Origin of the sequence: Sedimentibacter sp. (assembly GCF_038562225.1) — a bacterium.
Taxonomy (GTDB): domain Bacteria; phylum Bacillota; class Clostridia; order Tissierellales; family Sedimentibacteraceae; genus Sedimentibacter.
On the sequence record NZ_JBCFAS010000002.1, the window covers coordinates 604,513 to 621,611 of the forward strand.

General features: G+C 43.2%; 13 protein-coding genes. 2 read left to right on the plus strand and 11 right to left on the minus strand.

The features are described 5' to 3' along the window. Nucleotides 1-187 precede the first annotated feature (187 nt). Nucleotides 188-4,264 (plus strand): DUF445 family protein, encoded by a 4,077-nt coding sequence (locus tag AAGU76_RS09250; RefSeq protein ID WP_342485188.1) that lies wholly within the window; start codon nt 188-190, stop codon nt 4,262-4,264. A 146-nt stretch (nt 4,265-4,410) separates the two neighbouring features. Here the strand turns inward: AAGU76_RS09250 and AAGU76_RS09255 are convergent, their stop codons facing one another. From AAGU76_RS09255 to AAGU76_RS09300, 10 genes are all read right to left on the minus strand, one after another. Further along, nucleotides 4,411-5,619 carry a TolC family protein gene (locus AAGU76_RS09255; protein WP_342485189.1) on the minus strand — a complete coding sequence of 403 codons (1,209 nt, stop codon included), beginning with the start codon at nt 5,617-5,619 and terminating at the stop codon, nt 4,411-4,413. A gap of 27 nt (nt 5,620-5,646) precedes the next feature. Beyond that, nucleotides 5,647-6,225 carry a TetR/AcrR family transcriptional regulator gene (locus AAGU76_RS09260; protein WP_342485190.1) on the minus strand — a complete coding sequence of 193 codons (579 nt, stop codon included), beginning with the start codon at nt 6,223-6,225 and terminating at the stop codon, nt 5,647-5,649. An 8-nt stretch (nt 6,226-6,233) separates the two neighbouring features. Beyond that, nucleotides 6,234-9,311 (minus strand): efflux RND transporter permease subunit, encoded by a 3,078-nt coding sequence (locus tag AAGU76_RS09265; RefSeq protein ID WP_342485191.1) that lies wholly within the window; start codon nt 9,309-9,311, stop codon nt 6,234-6,236. A 2-nt stretch (nt 9,312-9,313) separates the two neighbouring features. After that, nucleotides 9,314-10,423, minus strand: coding sequence for an efflux RND transporter periplasmic adaptor subunit (locus tag AAGU76_RS09270; RefSeq protein ID WP_342485192.1), 1,110 nt, complete (start codon nt 10,421-10,423; stop codon nt 9,314-9,316). 112 nt (nt 10,424-10,535) lie between these two features. Then, complete coding sequence (locus tag AAGU76_RS09275; protein WP_342485193.1) at nt 10,536-11,081, minus strand: permease; 546 nt, start codon at nt 11,079-11,081, stop codon at nt 10,536-10,538. After that, nucleotides 11,081-11,560, minus strand: coding sequence for a permease (locus AAGU76_RS09280; RefSeq protein WP_342485194.1), 480 nt, complete (start codon nt 11,558-11,560; stop codon nt 11,081-11,083). The genes AAGU76_RS09275 and AAGU76_RS09280 overlap by 1 nt, the downstream gene beginning before the upstream one ends. Before the next feature lie 12 nt (nt 11,561-11,572). Next, nucleotides 11,573-12,697, minus strand: a complete 1,125-nt coding sequence (locus AAGU76_RS09285; RefSeq protein ID WP_342485195.1) for an ABC transporter permease — start codon at nt 12,695-12,697, stop codon at nt 11,573-11,575. Next, nucleotides 12,694-13,635: an ABC transporter ATP-binding protein gene (locus AAGU76_RS09290; protein WP_342485196.1), complete on the minus strand. Its 942-nt coding sequence runs from the start codon at nt 13,633-13,635 to the stop codon at nt 12,694-12,696. The genes AAGU76_RS09285 and AAGU76_RS09290 overlap by 4 nt, the downstream gene beginning before the upstream one ends. After that, nucleotides 13,619-14,566, minus strand: a complete 948-nt coding sequence (locus AAGU76_RS09295; protein WP_342485197.1) for an ABC transporter ATP-binding protein — start codon at nt 14,564-14,566, stop codon at nt 13,619-13,621. The genes AAGU76_RS09290 and AAGU76_RS09295 overlap by 17 nt, the downstream gene beginning before the upstream one ends. 9 nt (nt 14,567-14,575) lie before the next feature. After that, nucleotides 14,576-15,802, minus strand: a complete 1,227-nt coding sequence (locus tag AAGU76_RS09300) for an HlyD family efflux transporter periplasmic adaptor subunit (protein ID WP_342485198.1) — start codon at nt 15,800-15,802, stop codon at nt 14,576-14,578. A 113-nt stretch (nt 15,803-15,915) separates the two neighbouring features. Here AAGU76_RS09300 and AAGU76_RS09305 point away from each other — a divergent pair, with 113 nt between their 5' ends. Next, nucleotides 15,916-16,602 carry a Crp/Fnr family transcriptional regulator gene (locus AAGU76_RS09305; protein ID WP_342485199.1) on the plus strand — a complete coding sequence of 229 codons (687 nt, stop codon included), beginning with the start codon at nt 15,916-15,918 and terminating at the stop codon, nt 16,600-16,602. A gap of 173 nt (nt 16,603-16,775) precedes the next feature. On the opposite strand, the gene AAGU76_RS09310 is transcribed toward AAGU76_RS09305, so the two are convergent. Beyond that, on the minus strand, nt 16,776-17,090 hold the full coding sequence (locus AAGU76_RS09310; RefSeq protein WP_342485200.1) for a cupin domain-containing protein: 315 nt from the start codon (nt 17,088-17,090) through the stop codon (nt 16,776-16,778). Between the last annotated feature and the right edge of the window lie 9 nt (nt 17,091-17,099).

Sequence of the window (17,099 nt, forward strand, 5' to 3'; positions counted from 1 at the left end):
TATTCCTCCTAATAGATTCTGCTTATTTATTCTATTTTACATTAAAAACCATTATTAAGCAATATAATTTTAAATCTGTGACTATTACAGCCTCCTCTGCAGACAATAAGTCTGTATTTTTTTCAACTGATTGCATTTTTAAAAATTGGTGATATAATCTTCTATTATTAACACAAAGAGGAAAAATATGAGTGAAATTTTACAAAATTATATAGCACAGGCAATTTTAGGCGGAGCAGCCGGATACATAACAAACGACTATGCCATAAACATGCTTTTCAAGGAATACACTCCGTTGAAAATAGGCGGAGTTATAAAAAAGACAAGGGAAGAGTTCATAGACAACTTAAGCACCATGGTAGAAAATGACATCGTCAACAAGGAAAAGATCCATGAAATTCTCCTGGATGAAAAGTTCAGGGAAAAATTCAACATGCTTACTGATGACTTTTTAAGGTCTAGTCTCTACGAGTCTGCAGGCAGCACCAAGTTTGAAGAAGTGCCCGGTTTTGATGAAACCTTGGAAAAAAGCATGGTATTCATTTCAAAACTGACAGATGATAACATAAAGCAGCTGACAGACTTTATAATCGACAGCATGGATGCTGAAGACTTTTTTACAGAACCACAGCTTGAAAAAATTTCAGGCTCTCTTTTAAGCCTTGCAGAAGATACCCTGAAAAACACAGAGATACCGGACACATTCCTTTTCTCCCTTTACTGTCTCATGAGAGATTATTCCTTAAACGAGCTGGTCAAGGATTCGGGAAAATTATCCTCTGTTCTTTCAGAAAACGTAATTGTTAAACTTGTTGAAATCATGAAAAAATACAACTTGCACGACCAGGCGGCTGATGGTCTTAAACTAAAGACAGCTATTCATGAAGCAAGGAATATTTTTTACCAAAGGAGATTAAAAAGCATTGTTTCTGAAGACTTTCCCCTTCAAGAGGTAATTTCACGAAAGCTTCTGGAATACGTTGAATCCGAAAACGGCCAGCGCCACATACAAAGTTTGTGCAGCTCCATATTCGATTACGGCAAAAAATGCGATAAAAGCATCTTCGACCTGCTGGACGCTTCCTTTGAAGAAAACCTTAAAAATCAAATTAAGGAAAGCATTCCACCGCTCACGGCAAAGGCAGTGAAGTGGCTTGAGGAAAACAGCCGCTCAATTGACAAATTGCTTGAGGATTCCATAGATGAGGTTATAAAGGAATCCGACGGGCTCAAAGGAAAGCTTTTATCAACCATAAAGAACACATACTTCGGAAACCTAAGCCGCAAATACAGCATAGTCCAGAAGATAATTTCCTTTGTGGAGAAGATTGCAAATCCTGAAAAGCTTTCGGATGCCATAAGCGCAAAAGTAACAGATCTGCTGAGCAGCCTGTCCCTTCGTGAAATTACGGATGAGGCAGAAAGAAACGGAATAGATGATAAATGGGCAGCAAAATTTGCATCGGATTACCTGCAAAACAACATCGAAGGCTTCGTTAACGAAGCATTGACCAGCGCAGGCAACCTGCACATTGGAGACATCGCCCCCGACTTTACCCTTGAAAAAATGAGCTTAACCGGTATCCTGACTTCGGACTATGCCTTGTCCATGGCAAAAGATAAGCTTACCCATGAGTTAAATACACTGCTCTTTAAAAAAATATCAGAGCTTGCTGACGAGAAAACTGCCAAAAATACAATCATAAATGCAAGGCCACACTTTGCCGAATACATTGCTAAAAGCCCTTCAGCCGTAACATGGATTCAGACCTGGGTTTCGGAAGCTGCAGCACACAAGCAGTCTCTAAAAAACAACGAAGTGTATGAAAGAGTGTCAGGTGAGATTAAGAATTCCCTGAAGACGCTGACTGCAAATGCAGGAAGCATTAAAGTGTCTGAAGCAGTTGACAGGGTTAATTCCATCGACAAGCTCAGCGAGAACAGCTCTGAAGCTCTCAGAAAGTATGCTGTGAACAACACAGACACCATACTGAAAGGCTCAATCAAAGGTATTGTCTCTTCAAACCTCAACAGGTTAAACGACGACGAACTTGTGGGATTTGCCAATGAATTTATCGGACGGGAGCTTAAACCCATAATGTTCTTCGGAGGACTCTTGGGAGCAGCAGCCGGTCTGATTCTGGCAGCGGTGCAGGGCTCTCCTGCAGACCCGGGCAGAACAGATGCATCAGCCATGGCCACATACTCCTTTGTGGGCCTTATAACCAACGTTCTGGCCATCAACATGCTGTTCAGACCCTACAGGGAAATTAAAATACTGAGCAAAATACCTCTTTTAAAAAACTTCTCTCAGGGCTTTATCGTAAAGAATCAAAAATCCTTTGCCAGAAGCACGGCAAGCTTCATTGACAAAAGTCTCCTGAGCCAGGAAAGCATAAACAGGCTATTTGATGAATACCAGGATTCCATAAGAGAAGGGTTTATTAAAAACGCTGCAGAAAACAACTACGAAACAGCAATCAATCTTCTTACAAACAACAGAGACAGCATAACACGGGGAATTTGCGGGTTTACAAAAGAAAAGGCAAAGGAAAACGAAGAAAAAATTGCATATTTCATCTCAGAAAAAGCCGGGAACCTGAGACTTTCAGACATACTGACACAGGGAGTCGTACAGAATATATCGGATGAAGCTTGTGAGTTTTTTCTGGGTGATAAGCCGGGTAGGATGGCTTATGCGCACATAAGGTCCTTGAAAATTGAGAATGTTCTGCCTGCTGATGCAGCAGAAAACTACATGCGCGGTGCCATGGAGAAGTATTTCAAAGCATACAGGAATTTCATCTCAGACAGCTCCAATTTAAGAAACCTTGCTTCAAAGCACCAGGATGCATACATAAGGTACACGAACAGGAGCATAAAGGACATCCTGGGAGCAGAAAAATCATCCAATCTTGCAGATGCAGCCGGAGAAAAGCTTAAGTCACTGGTTCTGTCAAAGACTTCAAGGGATAGAATCTCACAGGGAGCAGTAAATCTGTTCAATCGTCTTTTTGACAAGGACAAGGAAATCAAAGACCTTTTTGACGGAAGATTTAAAGGCTATCTGGACCAAAAGCTTCCGACCATGCTGGAAAAATTGTTCATGACGGTAAAACACAGCATTAAGGATAACAAGGGCAGGGTATCAGCCATGGTTCAGGCTGAAATAAAAAACAGTTTGGGTTTTCTTGAACGAGGCATGTACACCTTCATGGGCGGCGATGCAATTGTGGATGAGCTCATGAAAAAAATATTTGATGAAAAGCTACCTGTGTTTCTGGATGAGAAAAAGGATGAACTTTACAAAATCGCCGCATCTGTTATAGAAGAGAAATTTTACAGGGCTAAGGTTGGAATTCTTCATAAAAGCGTCAACAAAGTGCAGATTGGTGACATGGTCGACAGATACCTGGACGAAGGCAACTCGGAAAAAATCGGCCGGATAGTTTCACGCATGGCATCGGAGACCTTCAAGAGAGAATCCGAAAGAAACCTGAATGATACCTTGAGAATCTTAAGCCTTAACGACATGAACACCATCTTCAACTCATACGGAGCCGAGATAGATGCATTTTTGTCATCATTATCCTCACTCACCGAAGAGGACTTCAATACATCTGCAAACAAGATAATTTCAGCACTTTCATCAGAAATTTGCGACATGAAGTTTGAAGAACTTTTAAATGGTATTCCTGAGGAAGATGCATCAGAGGTGTTCAGCAGCTTATTTGCTGCACTTGAAAAAGACGGAGGGCTGAAAAAGGCAGTGTCTGATTCCATCATGCAGACAGCGGAACATATAAAAAGCGTGAAGCTGTCAGACATCACCGACCAGGATGAACTGCGAAGCTCCGTTTATCTGTCCTTAGCAAAGCTACTTGACAGCAGCGGTGCCGACAATGTTTTAAAAGATGCCATAAGTTCAATTATAGATGAGGCAGCAAAGCATAACTTCGCATTCGCTGATGAGAAGACGAAGGAGTACCTGCTTAACGTCTTCGTAGATGCCAGCATATCCAGTTTGAAAAACAACCTTGACGATATTCTTAAGGCAGTGCAGTTCGACCGCATTGCAAGAGAAGAAATCGAAAATATGGAACCCCGAAAAATTCATGAAATGTTCAATTCCTTCGGAGAAAAATATTTCTGCAGGCTCATGCTGTACGGTCTGGGAGGCTTCGTGTTCGGCATCAACATGTATGTGGGATTCGGGCTGACTGCACTGAAATCCCTGTCAGGATTGTTCAGGAAGGGTGAATAAAAATAAGGAAGCCGTGGCTTCCTTATTTGATTACTAAGTATTTTCGAACGTGTCATTCTGAAGGCAAAGCTTGAAGCATCTCTTCATTTCAACAGATGAAATTCTTCGCTGCCGCCCGGAATGAAATTCACATCCTACAAAACTCTTTAATTTGCGGCGCTTGCTGCACCTATCAGGTGTGAGTTATCAAACATCAGCTTGTTCAGGTTGTATGACACCAAAAGCTGGTAGCGTCCGATTTCTGCCTGTGCAAGACTTGCATTGGCTTCTATTACATCTGCTGCCGCCGCCATTCCGTTTTCGTAAAGCAGCTTGTTGATTCTTGCTGCTTCCTTTGCAAGCTCAACGGTCTTATCCATATTCACCAGGGCTCTTTCAGCCTTCACCAGATTCAGGTATGATGTCCTTACATCCAGCTCCACATCCTTGTAAGCCTGAGGAACATTGAGCTCGGCATCCTTCAGTTCTTCCTGGGCAGCCTTGTTCTGTCTCAGGTTTGATGTGTAGTATGCTGTGTAAACATGAGTTTTAATCTTCTGAAGTTCAAGTGCATTTTCTGCTTCAATTATTTCAGGCCTGTTTGACTTGGCAGTTTCAATGGCCTCGTCCAGCTTAATGTCCTGAGTTGGCACATAGTCAAGTTCCTTGTCAGTAAGGGTTACTTCAGTTGCAAATGGAAGGTTAAGGCCGTTTAACAGGCTGAGCTTTGCCATGTCCAGATCGTCATTGGAAGAATCAAGGTCCGTCTGAGCCTGCTGCACAGACATTTCTCCCTTCAGAACCTCTGCCTTGGTGGCTGAACCGTTGTTGAACTTAAGTGTGATAACCCTCAGCTGCTCCTTGGCGCTGTCAAGCTTTGCCTTATTTATTTCTATTGTCTTTTCTGCAGCCAGAACGCTGTAGTAAAGAGATTTGGTTTTTATTTCAATGCCCGCAGTCAACACTTCCTTGTTTTTCTCCAGAAGCTTCATCTGTGTGTCTGCTGTTTTTATGTAGTAGCCGTTCTTGGCAAGAAGTGCCTCCACATAGTTGCTTGTAACGTCAACCTGAAGTGCTGAAAGAACTTCCAGTGACATGTCCATGAGAGCTTCGGCCTGTTCCTTGGCGTCGCTGCCGCTTCTTCGCATTTCCTTCATCTGTTTTATTGCATCGTCTATTTTCCACATCTTCCTGTCGTTTTCGGCAGCCAGTCTTATGGCTTCCTCAACAGACAGCTCCATGGGCCCTGCTGCCTCCACGGAAGTTTCGGCCTGCTGTGCTGGGGCAGGTGTTTCTTCCTCAGCAGCAGCGTAATTTGTCTGTATCGTACTCATCAATAGTACCATCGCCAGTAACAGCGCTGTTTTTCTTTTCATACTCCCTCCATACTCATATATTTTCTTCTATTTTACACCAAAACCGTTAAAAAGTAAATTTATAATAGTTTTCTTATCCATAGGGACAGTCCGCCCGTTCAAATGCCTGAATCTTACGAATTCTCCGCTGGCTCCCACAATGAGGCAGGCTATCAGCTCCGACGAAACGTCTTTGCTGACTGAGCCTTCCTCCTTGCCCTGATCAATCATCTTCACGATTATTTTGTACATGTCATCCACATGGTTCATCATGGCAAGGACAACTTTCTTGGAAATTATATTCTTGTTTGTCATTACGCCATCGACGCTGGCTTCAGCAAACTCCGTGTTTGTTTCCTTCATGGACAGCATTTCTTCTATCTTTTCCCTAAAGCTTATGTTCCTGCTGTTTATTTCCTCAAGAGAATCATGTATTACAGCAACCTTGTCTATGCAGGTTTCATCGAATATTTCCTGCTTGCTGGTGAAATACTCGTACACCGTTCCTTTGCCCACGCCTGCCTTTGCAGCAATTTCCTCTATCTTCGTGTTGTGGAATCCCTTCTCCCTGAACAAAGACCTTGCAGATGTCAGTATATCTTTTCTTTTCTGATTGTATTCCGCCATTTATCCTCCTATGATTGCTCTGCCATATGATCATTCTTTACAAATTTTCTCTTGAAGAACTGTGTAATGTCATCAAAGATTGTATACATTACAGGAACCAGAACCAGTGTCAGCACTGTGGATAAAGCAAGTCCGCCTATTACCACCACACCCATTGACTGTGTAAGCTCGGCTCCTTCACCCATTCCAAGGGACATAGGCACGAGGCCCAGTATGGTTGTCAGTGCAGTCATCATTATTGGCCTTATTCTTATGGGCCCAGCCTTCATTATTGCTTCAGTCCTGCTTTCTCCCTTTCTTCGCCTGTTGTTTACGTAATCTATGAGAACAATGGCGTTGTTAACAACTATTCCTACCAGGATAATCATTCCTATGAGCCCTATTACATTGAGAGGAAGCCCTGTGATGAACAATCCTATGAAGCCTCCCGAAAGAGCCAGAGGAACCGAAAACATGATGGACAACGGCTGAATCAGCGACTCAAACTGAGCTGCTATGATCATGTAAACAAGCACAACCGCAACAATCATCACCATGAACAAATCGGCGAAAGTTTCCTGTATCTGTTCGGTCTCGCCTCCAAAGGAGTAGGTGTAGCCGTTTGGCATTTCATATCCCTCAAGAGCCTTTGTTATATCATTTGAAACAGACTGCACATCCCTGCCGGCAACGTCTCCTGAAACAGTAAGTATCCTTGTCTGATTTTCCCTGGCTATGCTTACAGGACCTCTTGCAACTTTGATTTCTGCCACTTCTGACAGCGGAACAGATCCACCCTTGCCGGTTGTTATGGGCAGCGTATTCAGCAGCGACATGCTTTGTCCGTAAGTGCTGTCACCCTTGAGCACCACATCGAGTTCATTTCCGTCAACCTTGAACTTCGTCACGGTTGAGCCTGCCAGCGTACCTGACACCTGTGAACCGATCTGTGCCGTTGTCAGTCCGTACAAAGATGCGACGCCCCTGTCGGCGACTACCTGAATTTGTGGTATTCCCTCTTCATAGCTTGATTCTACTTCTCTTGTACCTTCTACTTTTTGGATGATTTCCTTAAAATCGTTTCCGATTTGTTTCAGCGTATCAAGGTCGTCTCCCTTGATGCTTATGGATATTGCCCCTCCGCTCATGCTCATGGACATGGTTGATGTTTCGGTAACGCTGATTTCAGCCCCGGGTACATCCTTTACCAACGTCCTTATATCGTCGCTTACTTCCTTGACGCTTCTGTCCCTTTCCTTCAGGTCTGACAGCATCACCATTATACTTCCTCTGTTTGAGTTCGTTGAGAAGCTCATGGTTCCGCTGCTTCCTGCCGAAGTGAACACCTTATCTACTTCAGGGATGTCTTTTATAAGCCCATTGACTTCATCAAGAACCTGCTCCACATCTGTTACATCGGAGCCGTCGGGAAGTGTGATGCTTATGCTTAACTGCCCTTCATCCGTTGCCGGGAAAAATTCCGCTCCCACAGCGGCTACCATGGCAATGCTTGCTGCAAATATGCCAAATGCTATGGCAACAGTGGAAATTCTGTGCCTTAAGCTCCAGCTCAGTACTCTCTTGTACATTGTAACCAGCAGTCCGTGCTTTTTCTCCTGCTCTTCTTCTGATTCCAGGTTCCTTACAGAAACAAGCTTCGAGCTCATCATGGGCACCAGCGTAAGCGCGATCAACAGTGAACTCATTAGAGCCATTACTATGGTCAGGGCGAAATCCTTGAATATGGTCGCTGCCAAGCCTCCTGTGAAAACAATCGGTATGAATACTGCCACCGTGGTCAGCGTGGAAGCCATGACAGCCATGGAAACCTCATTGGTTCCTTCCACAGATGCAGTGATTCTATCCATCCCCTGGCTTCTGTGCCTATAGATGTTCTCAAGCACTACGATGGAATTGTCTACGAGCATTCCTATACCCAGAGCAAGACCTCCGATTGTCATCATATTCAATGTTATACCTGCAAAATACAACAGTACGAATGTGGTTATGATTGAAATCGGTATTGAAAGTCCTATTACCAAAGTTGTCTTGAAGCTCCTTAAAAATATAAGGAGTATGACCACTGCAAGTACGGCTCCTATGACAGCCGTATTTTTCAGATTGTTTATGGAACGGTTTATGTAGTCTGCCTGGTTAAAAACCGTCTCTATGTTTAAATCCGGGTATTCCTTCTTAATCTTTTCAATTTCTTTGCTTACGTCACCGGCTACCTTTACGGTGTTTCCGTCTGACTGTTTCATAACGGATATCTGAACAACATCCGTTCCGTTAAGCTTTGTGATTGTTGACTGATCCTTGTTGACCAGATTTACATCGGCAATATCACTTAATCTTACAGTTCCTCCTGCCGGAAGAGGAATGTTCAGGTTTCTTATTTCTTCAACTGAATTGAACTCTCCGACAGTTCTTACGGAAAGCTCGTTGTTTCCCTTCATTACGGTTCCGCCTGAAAGGTTCAGGTTCTCTGACTGGATGATTCCTGAAATATAACCCAGGCTCAGGTTGAAGCCTTTTGTCATTTCCTCCTTCAGGGCTATCTGCACTTCCCTTTCAAGACCTCCGTATACATCGGCTGAAGCTGTGCCTTCAATTCGCTCAAGGCGCGGCTGAATTATGTCCTCTGCCAGCTTTTGCGTGGTCTGAAGGCTTCCCTTGCTGGAAACAGCCAGCTGCACTATGGGCATGCTGTCAAGGTCTATTTTCATGACGATGGGTGTGGATGCCCCGCTGGGCAGATATCCTTTTATAAGGTCTATCTTTTCTCTCATCTGCAGTGTGGCATTATCCATGTCCGTTCCAAAATCAAACTGCATAATAAGCAGAGAGCTTCCATCATTGGAACGTGATGTTATGGTATCTATGTTCTCTATTGTTCCCACGGCCTGTTCCATGGGTATTGTGATGAGGTTTTCTATTTCCTCGGGTCCTGCTCCCGAGTAGGTTGTCTGAACAACCGCTATGGGAAGTTCTATGTTAGGAAGCAAATCTATTGAAAGCTTGCTCAGTGATATGGCACCCAATACTATCACTATCAGGATCATCATTGTTATAGTAACGGGTTTTTTTACAGAAAATCTGGCAAGCATTCCTATTCACCCCTTACAACCTTTATTTTGCTTCCGCTTGTTAAATAATCCTGGCCTTTCACAATTACTTTGTCTCCTGATGCAAGGCCAGACTTGATTTCAATGTACGCACCATTGTCAAGGCCTGTAACAACTTCTTTTTCCAAAGCAGCTTCACCGTCTGCCACATATACGTAGCTTTTTCCGTTTTTCTCTATAACGGCTTCAGTTTTTACAGCCAGCGCGTTTTGTATGTTGTCCGTTTCAAATCTGACTTTGGCAAACATTCCGGGCTTGATCGCTCCGTTGTTTTCAAGAACTATGCTTACAGTGTACAGGTTCGTCACAGCGTCGGCGCTGGTGCTGATGCTGTCTATTACAGTTTCCTGGCTGAAACCGGCAGCATCGATGTCAACTTTGACCTTTGTTCCCTTCTGCATCTTGTTGACCATGTTTCCCGGTACAGCAAGCTCGACGGTTATGCTGTCTGAATCCACTATTGTGATTGGCGGCTTTGATGATGTGGCAAATTCTCCCTCCACGATGCCTATGTCTGAAACCACTCCTGATATGGGAGCCTTCACCTCTGCGTTGTCAAGTGCCTTTGCAGCTATTTCGTAGCCTAACCTGGCCTGTTCAACACTTTTAGCTGTAGCTTCCAGAGCTTCGTCGGATGCTGCCAGCTTAGCCTTTTCATATTCAGTTTCTGACACGACGCCTTCCTTGTAAAGATTTTCAACCCTTTCAAAGGATTTCTTTGCCGTATCCATCTGCGAAGCACTCGCTTCGTAGCCTGCCTTGACCGCCTCGTAAGCTGCAAATGATTGCTGCACCTGCTTGTTGATGTCTTCCTTGTCCATGACGAAAAGGATGTCATCCTTTTTTACCGTGTCCCCTACGCCCACATAAATCTTTTCTACCTTTCCGGACATTAAAGGAACTACGTATACGTCCTTGTCAGCATAAGTTCTTGCTGTCATAATATTTTCAATATACAACTCCATGGGTTCAAGCGTCTGAACCTCAACAGCCGTATATGATTCTTCAATAGCAGCAGCATCCGCATTTTGACTTCTGCCGCACCCAGTAGAAACCAATGCTGTAATCAATAGCAATGTCAATAACCTTTTCATTTTCCCTCCATAATTACATCGACCGACCGGTCGGTTTTCAACCCATTCTACCACCGGGGAAATGTGCTGTCAATGGTTTTGTAAAATTTATATTTGAGAGGGAAATATTGTATTACTCTGATTTTTCGGCCTTCAGATATATTTCTGCCTTTTCCTCCAGCGAAAGCATTTTTTCTGTTGTGTACGCGATTGCTGCAATACCGAACAGGTCAAGAACAAGTCTCAGGGCCATGAACCTTATTCCCATTGCCGATGCCTCAAACAGCAGAAGAGGAATCTTGGTTGTGGACCAGGCTCCTATCATAATGAGCACGTTGGAAAGCTTGCTTCCCTTTTTAAGCAGAACCACCGCCACAGGAAAGGCAGCATAAAGCGGACCGGCAGCGGCCGAGCCCAGGAAAAATGCCAGCAGCACCCCCACTATGCCGGACTTCTCACCCATGTACTTTATCATTGTCTCCTTTTTAACCCACACGTCCAACAATCCCAAAAGAACAAATATGGGAGGGAGTATGGAAAGCATCTCCAGTGCGTTGTCTATGGATATATTTACGGACTTAGCTCCTATATCAGGTCTTATGACTGCCAATACAGCATTTATGGCTGCCAGAACAAGAAAGAACCTGTATTTTTTTATTGTTTTAATAAATTTGTCCATTACAGAAACACCCCCATTACAAATGCCACCAGGTAAGAAAATACGAAGGCTTCAACATTTCTGATGATCGTTGCCTTTTTGCCGAAGAACTTCATCTCAACAGGCATAGTCACAACGCCCACCATCATCAGCGTAGAGATGAATGCAGCAATCTGCATGTAGCCTGCGCCGCTTTTTAAAAGTGCTGCTGCCAGCGGGAATGCGATGAATCCGGGTATGAGAGTTATGGCTCCGATGACCGACGCCACTACCACTCCAAGCCATCCCGATTCGCTTCCTATGAGTCCTGATATCTGCTCCGGCGTGAGAATGGCAAGCATTATTCCTATGATAATTAAAATTGTGAGAAACTGCGGCATGATGTTTTCAAATGATTTCCAAGCCTTCTTCAAGGCAAGTTTTGTGTTTTGCCTGCTCTTGGCAAATGAAGCCCCCAGAGCCGCCGCGGCAATAACGTACAAAGCGATTGTGGATGTCATAAATCCTCCTGATTATTCTATTTTCTTTTTGAATTTTATTGTGGCAAGGGTCAGAAACCCTATGCCGAAAGCAGCAAGTATTATAAATTCCTTATACAGCTCTGCAAATCCGTTTCCTTTAAGAATTATTCCGCGAAGCACCTTTATGAAGTATGTAAGCGGAAGGACCCTGCTTATTGCATTTATTATTTCCGGCATGGCTTCTCTTGGAAACATGTATCCGGAAAGAAGTATGTTGGGCATTATCATGAACATCGATAGCTGCATTGCCTGAAGCTGGCTTTTTGATACCGTCGAAATGATAAGGCCAACTCCCAGCGCACCAAACAGAAACATTAGGGAGAACAAAAGAAGCAGCGTAATGCTTCCTGTTATGGGAACCCGAAACCAGAATACCGAAAGAGCCAGTGCAAGCACAATATCCACAAATCCTATTATAACATATGGAATAATTTTTCCAATCATGAGTTCCATCTTTGTTATGGGAGTTACAATAAGCTGTTCCATTGTTCCTCTTTCCCTTTCCCTCACTATTGAAAATGAAGTTAGCATAAGGGTCACTGTCTGCAGTATGACTCCTATGAGACCTGGTATGTTGAAGTAAATGCTGCTCATGTCCGGATTGTACCACACCCTGCTCCTTAAATCCAGTGACGAAGACACAATTGCTCCTCTGTACTGTTGAGTTATTTCAACCGACATTGACTGGACGACTGCTCCTGCACCGGACAGTACGGTCTGTGCGGTCGTAGGGTCGGTTCCGTCCACAATAAGCTGTATCTGGGCTGTCTTTCCGGTTTTTATATGGTCTGAGAAATCAGGAGGTATTACAAATCCGGCCCTTGCCTGACCGCTGTCTATAATTTTTTCCAGTTCATCCATGCTTTTAACATAATACTCTATGTCAAGGTACTGGGAGTTCACAAGTTTTTGCAGCAGGTCCCTGCTTTCTTCCCCAATGTCGTTGTTTAAGACCGCAGCCGGTATGTGGTCGACGCTGGTTGATGCCGCATAACCGAACAGCAGCAGCTCCATTATGGGCATCATTATGATGATTGCTATGGTTCGCCTGTCTCTTTTAATTTGTGCAAATTCCTTTTTTATGATTGATTTTATTCTATTTATATTGAAGTTCAATTCATCACCCCTTTTCTTTTTTCCTTTTCCACCAGAAAAACAAACACATCCTCCAGCGACGGCTTTACTTTTCTGATGCTTTGGACTGCCACACCATTTTGCACAAGGTAATGTTCCAGGTCATAAGGCATTTCACCTTTTTCCGTCATGGCATGAATTCCTGCGCCATAAACAGACGCATCCTTCACCCAGTTTTTCTTTTTCAGAAGTTCAATGGACTTTAATGGCTCGTCAGCTTTTATTTCAAAAATATCTCCGTCGATTACATTTTCTTTCATGTTGTTTGGAGTGTCCATGGACAGCATGTTCCCATAATAAAGAAAACCTATGGAGCTGCAGTGTTCTGCCTCATCCATGTAGTGAGTGGTTACAAGTATTGTAACGCCCATTTTTGACAAATTGTATATTATGTCCCAGAACTGCCTTCTTGCTATGGGGTCAACACCTCCCGTAGGTTCGTCCAGAAGGAGTATGTCCGGTTCGTGAATGATGGAACAGCCAAGCGCAAGGCGCTGTTTCCATCCCCCTGACAGATTGGAAACTATCATTTTTTCCCTTCCGCTCAAATCAGCCATCTTAAGTATTTCTTTTTTCTTCTCCTTCATCCTGTTATGCGGTATGCAGTACACTCCCCCGTAAAAGTCCAGATTTTCTTCAACGGTCAGCTCCTCGTACAAACTGAACTTCTGAGACATGTACCCGATGCTGTTTCTTAGTTTTTCCCTGTCCCCTGCAATGTCAAAGCCCAGAATACTTCCTGAACCGGATGTGGGATTAATCAGGCCCAGGATCATTCTTATTACCGTTGTCTTGCCTGAACCGTTGGGGCCCAGGAATCCAAATACCTGGCCTTTTTTTACGTTGAAGGAAACATGGTTTACAGCCGTAAAATCACCGAAGGTTTTCGTGAGGTTTCTTATTTCAATTGCATTTTCCATATTCATCTCCATGACCCTGATTTTTTACAATATGCACAAACACATCCTCCAGAGCAGGAGAAATTTCATTTATGCTGTAGTTCATGACGGAAGTTTCAAATGCTTTGCGAAGTTCCTCAACGGTTTTAACTGGATCCTGTGTAACCACATGAAGCTCTTCCCCCAGCAGGTACGTATCCTGAACGCTCTTTAGCCTTTGAGCCTCATCCTTTGCAGCATGGTTGTCTTCAGACAAAACGCACAGTATGTGATTTGAGAAACTGCTTATTATGCTGTCCGGTCTTCCTTTTTCAATTATCCTTCCCTTGTCCATGAGTCCTATTTCATCGCACCTTTCCGCCTCATCCATGTATGGCGTGCTTATGAAAATTGTAACTCCCTGCTTCTTCAAGTCAAAAAGTATCTTCCATAGTTCTCTCCTGGCTACAGGATCAACGCCGATGGTGGGCTCATCAAGAAACAGATACTTCGGAGAATGGATAAGGTTGCATGAAAGAGCAAGCTTCTGCTTCATCCCTCCGGAAAGCTGATCCGCCAGCTTGTATGAATGACTGTTTAAGTTGCTGAATTCCAGCAGAAATTTTATTTTTTGCCTGCTTTCTTTTTTGGGAACCTGATAAATTTCAGAATAAAACTCCAGGTTCTCAAGCACTGTCAAATCTCCGTACAAACTGAATTTCTGAGGCATGTAACCAATATGCCTCTTTATTTCCTCGCTGTCTCTCACTATGTCCAGGCCGCCTATGTTTCCCGTTCCTCCGTCTGGCTTTTGCAGCGAGCTCAGCATGCGCATGGTTGTTGTCTTGCCTGCTCCGTCCGGGCCCACCAGCCCGAATATGGTGTTTTGTCTCACACTGATATCAAGATTATTTACAGCTGTAATATTTCCGAACCTTTTCACAAGAGAAAATGTCTGAATTCCATATTCCATATTAAGCTCCTAATCAATTTTTATTTTCACATCCACAGGCATCCCCGGTTTTACGGTTCCGTCAGAATCCATAACCTCTATGGTGACTTCAAAAACAGTATTCACTCTTTCTTCCTTTGTCTGTATGTTCTTTGGAGTGAATTCTGCTTCATGGCTTATTCTGACAACCTTTCCCCTTAAGGCTTTATCATCGAATGAATCTACATAAATTTCGGCTTCCTGGCCTGCCTTTATGTATCCGATGTTTTGCTCCGAAACATATGATTTTATTTCCTCATGGCTTTTGCCGTATATTTCAGCAATCAATTTTCCTGTTGAAACAAATTCGCCGCTGTTCACAAGCAGTGAATTTACAATTCCGTCAGCAGGTGATTTTATAACCGTCTTGCCAAGCTCGATCCTTGCCTGTTCCACATTTTTTCTTGATTGTTCCAGTTGAATTACTGCTATTTCAAGCTGGCTTTCAAGCTGAGAAAGCTGTGTGTTGCCTGATGAAACAGACAGCTCATATCCTGACTTTGCCTGAAGCATCTTGTTTTTTGCCGCCTGGGCAGTGTCTTCTTCTGGGTATGAATTAACGATGCCAAGCTGTGATACAGCCGAATTATACTGTGCCACAGCAACATCATAGTTTTTTTGAGCTTCGTCGTACTTGCTTTCAGATATAGCATCCTGTTCAAGCAAAGATATGGTTCTGTCCAAGGAAGACTTCGCGTATTCCATATTGGCCTTTGCCTGTTTCACCGATTCTTCTGCCAGTTTTATTTCATCGTCGCTGGCTCCGCTCATTACTTTGCTGTATTCTGACTGAGACGATTCATACGCGCTTTTTGACTGGCTAATCATGTCTTCGTTCTGAATCCTGAAATATTCAATGTTGCTCGTCAGCAGCTCCACATTTTTCTCTGTGAGCTGAAGATTTATCAAAGACTGTTCATATTGGTTTTTAAGGTTTGTGCTGCTTATCTGGGCCAGTGTTTCTCCTGCCCTGACCGCTTCACCTTCATGGACATATATTGACTCCACTGTTCCTGTGACTTCGCTGCTTACAGAAACCCCATTGCCTTTAACGGTTCCGGATGCTTCAATGAAAGTTCCGTTTTCAGCATATACAACCGCAGAATCATTTTTCTGCATGCTGTTGAAAATATAAATGGACAAGAGAACCGCTAAAATCAAGACCGGCATAATCACGGCCATGCCCTTTGACTTCACATGGTAAAATATTTTTTGCATAACGCCCTCCGTAAGTATTGATTGTTCAACATGTCACCACTATAATATAAATCACATGAGAAGACAGTTACCTCGGTAACTTTTTTAAAAATTTTTATATTGAAAGGGTCAGCATGAAAAACTTCATAAACATAGTTTCAAAAACCGAATTGTTCAAATGTTTAACGGTTAATGAGCTGGAGGAAATCTTTGATGGGCAGTATTACAAAATTAAGGATTATGAGAAAGGCTCCATAATTTATCTGCAGAATGAAAAGTGCGAAAGCCTGGACGTTATCTTAAGAGGTGCCGTAACAATACAAAAAATCGACCAGGACGGAAAAATTCTCACAATCAATGATTTTGTCAGCGGTGACGTCCTTGGGGAAAATCTGCTTTTTTCTGCCGGTATCAACTATCCCATGACGGTAGCTGCAAAAACCGATTGCACATTGCTTCATGTTCAAAAAGAACTTGTGCTGAAGCTCTGTCAGAGCAATGTGGATTTCCTTACTAGTTTTCTCAGGTCTCTTTCAAGCAAGACGCTGATTCTTTCAGATAAGCTGAAATCTTTGACCATGAAGACCATCAGGCAGTGCTTAATTGATTTTCTTCTGATTGAGTCCATCTCCCAGGGCAGCACAAAAATAAAACTGAACATGTCAAAAAAGGACCTGGCTGAAAAGCTTGGGGTCCAACGCTCATCGCTGTCCCGTGAACTCAACAAGATGAGGAAGGACGGTCTTGTGGAATTTGACTCAAAATATATTGAAATCATGGATTATGAACATTTAAGACAGCATCAGGAGGGGCTTGTTTAACAGCAGATGACATGGCCGCTCATCACGAATAAAAAATAACGGGGCTGTTGCATTTAGTGTATTTCTGTCATCCTAAGCGTTGGCGAAGGATCTCATATGTTGAAATTATGAGATTCTTCGGGTTAAAGCCCTTAGAATGACACGATAAATCACTAATACAACAGTCCCGATTGTTACATCTGCGGTGCCGGTGCTTTAACGACGATTAATTCCAATGCGTCGTCTTGCAGGTTTCTGACATTCATCTTTGTCTTAAAGGGTATCCTCAGAACCGTTCCTGCTTCATATTCGTGGTTACCCTGGTCGTCAAGCTGGATTGACAACCTCCCTCTTATCACTGTCATATAGACATTTGAGTTGGAGAAGTGTTCCGGAAGTCCCTGGTCCTTGTTGAACACCATGTGAAGGTAGTGGATATTTTCATCCTGAATAACCTTTTCAACTGTTTTCTCATCTGTAAGTGTAAAATTGTATTTTTGTTCTATCATAATGATCTC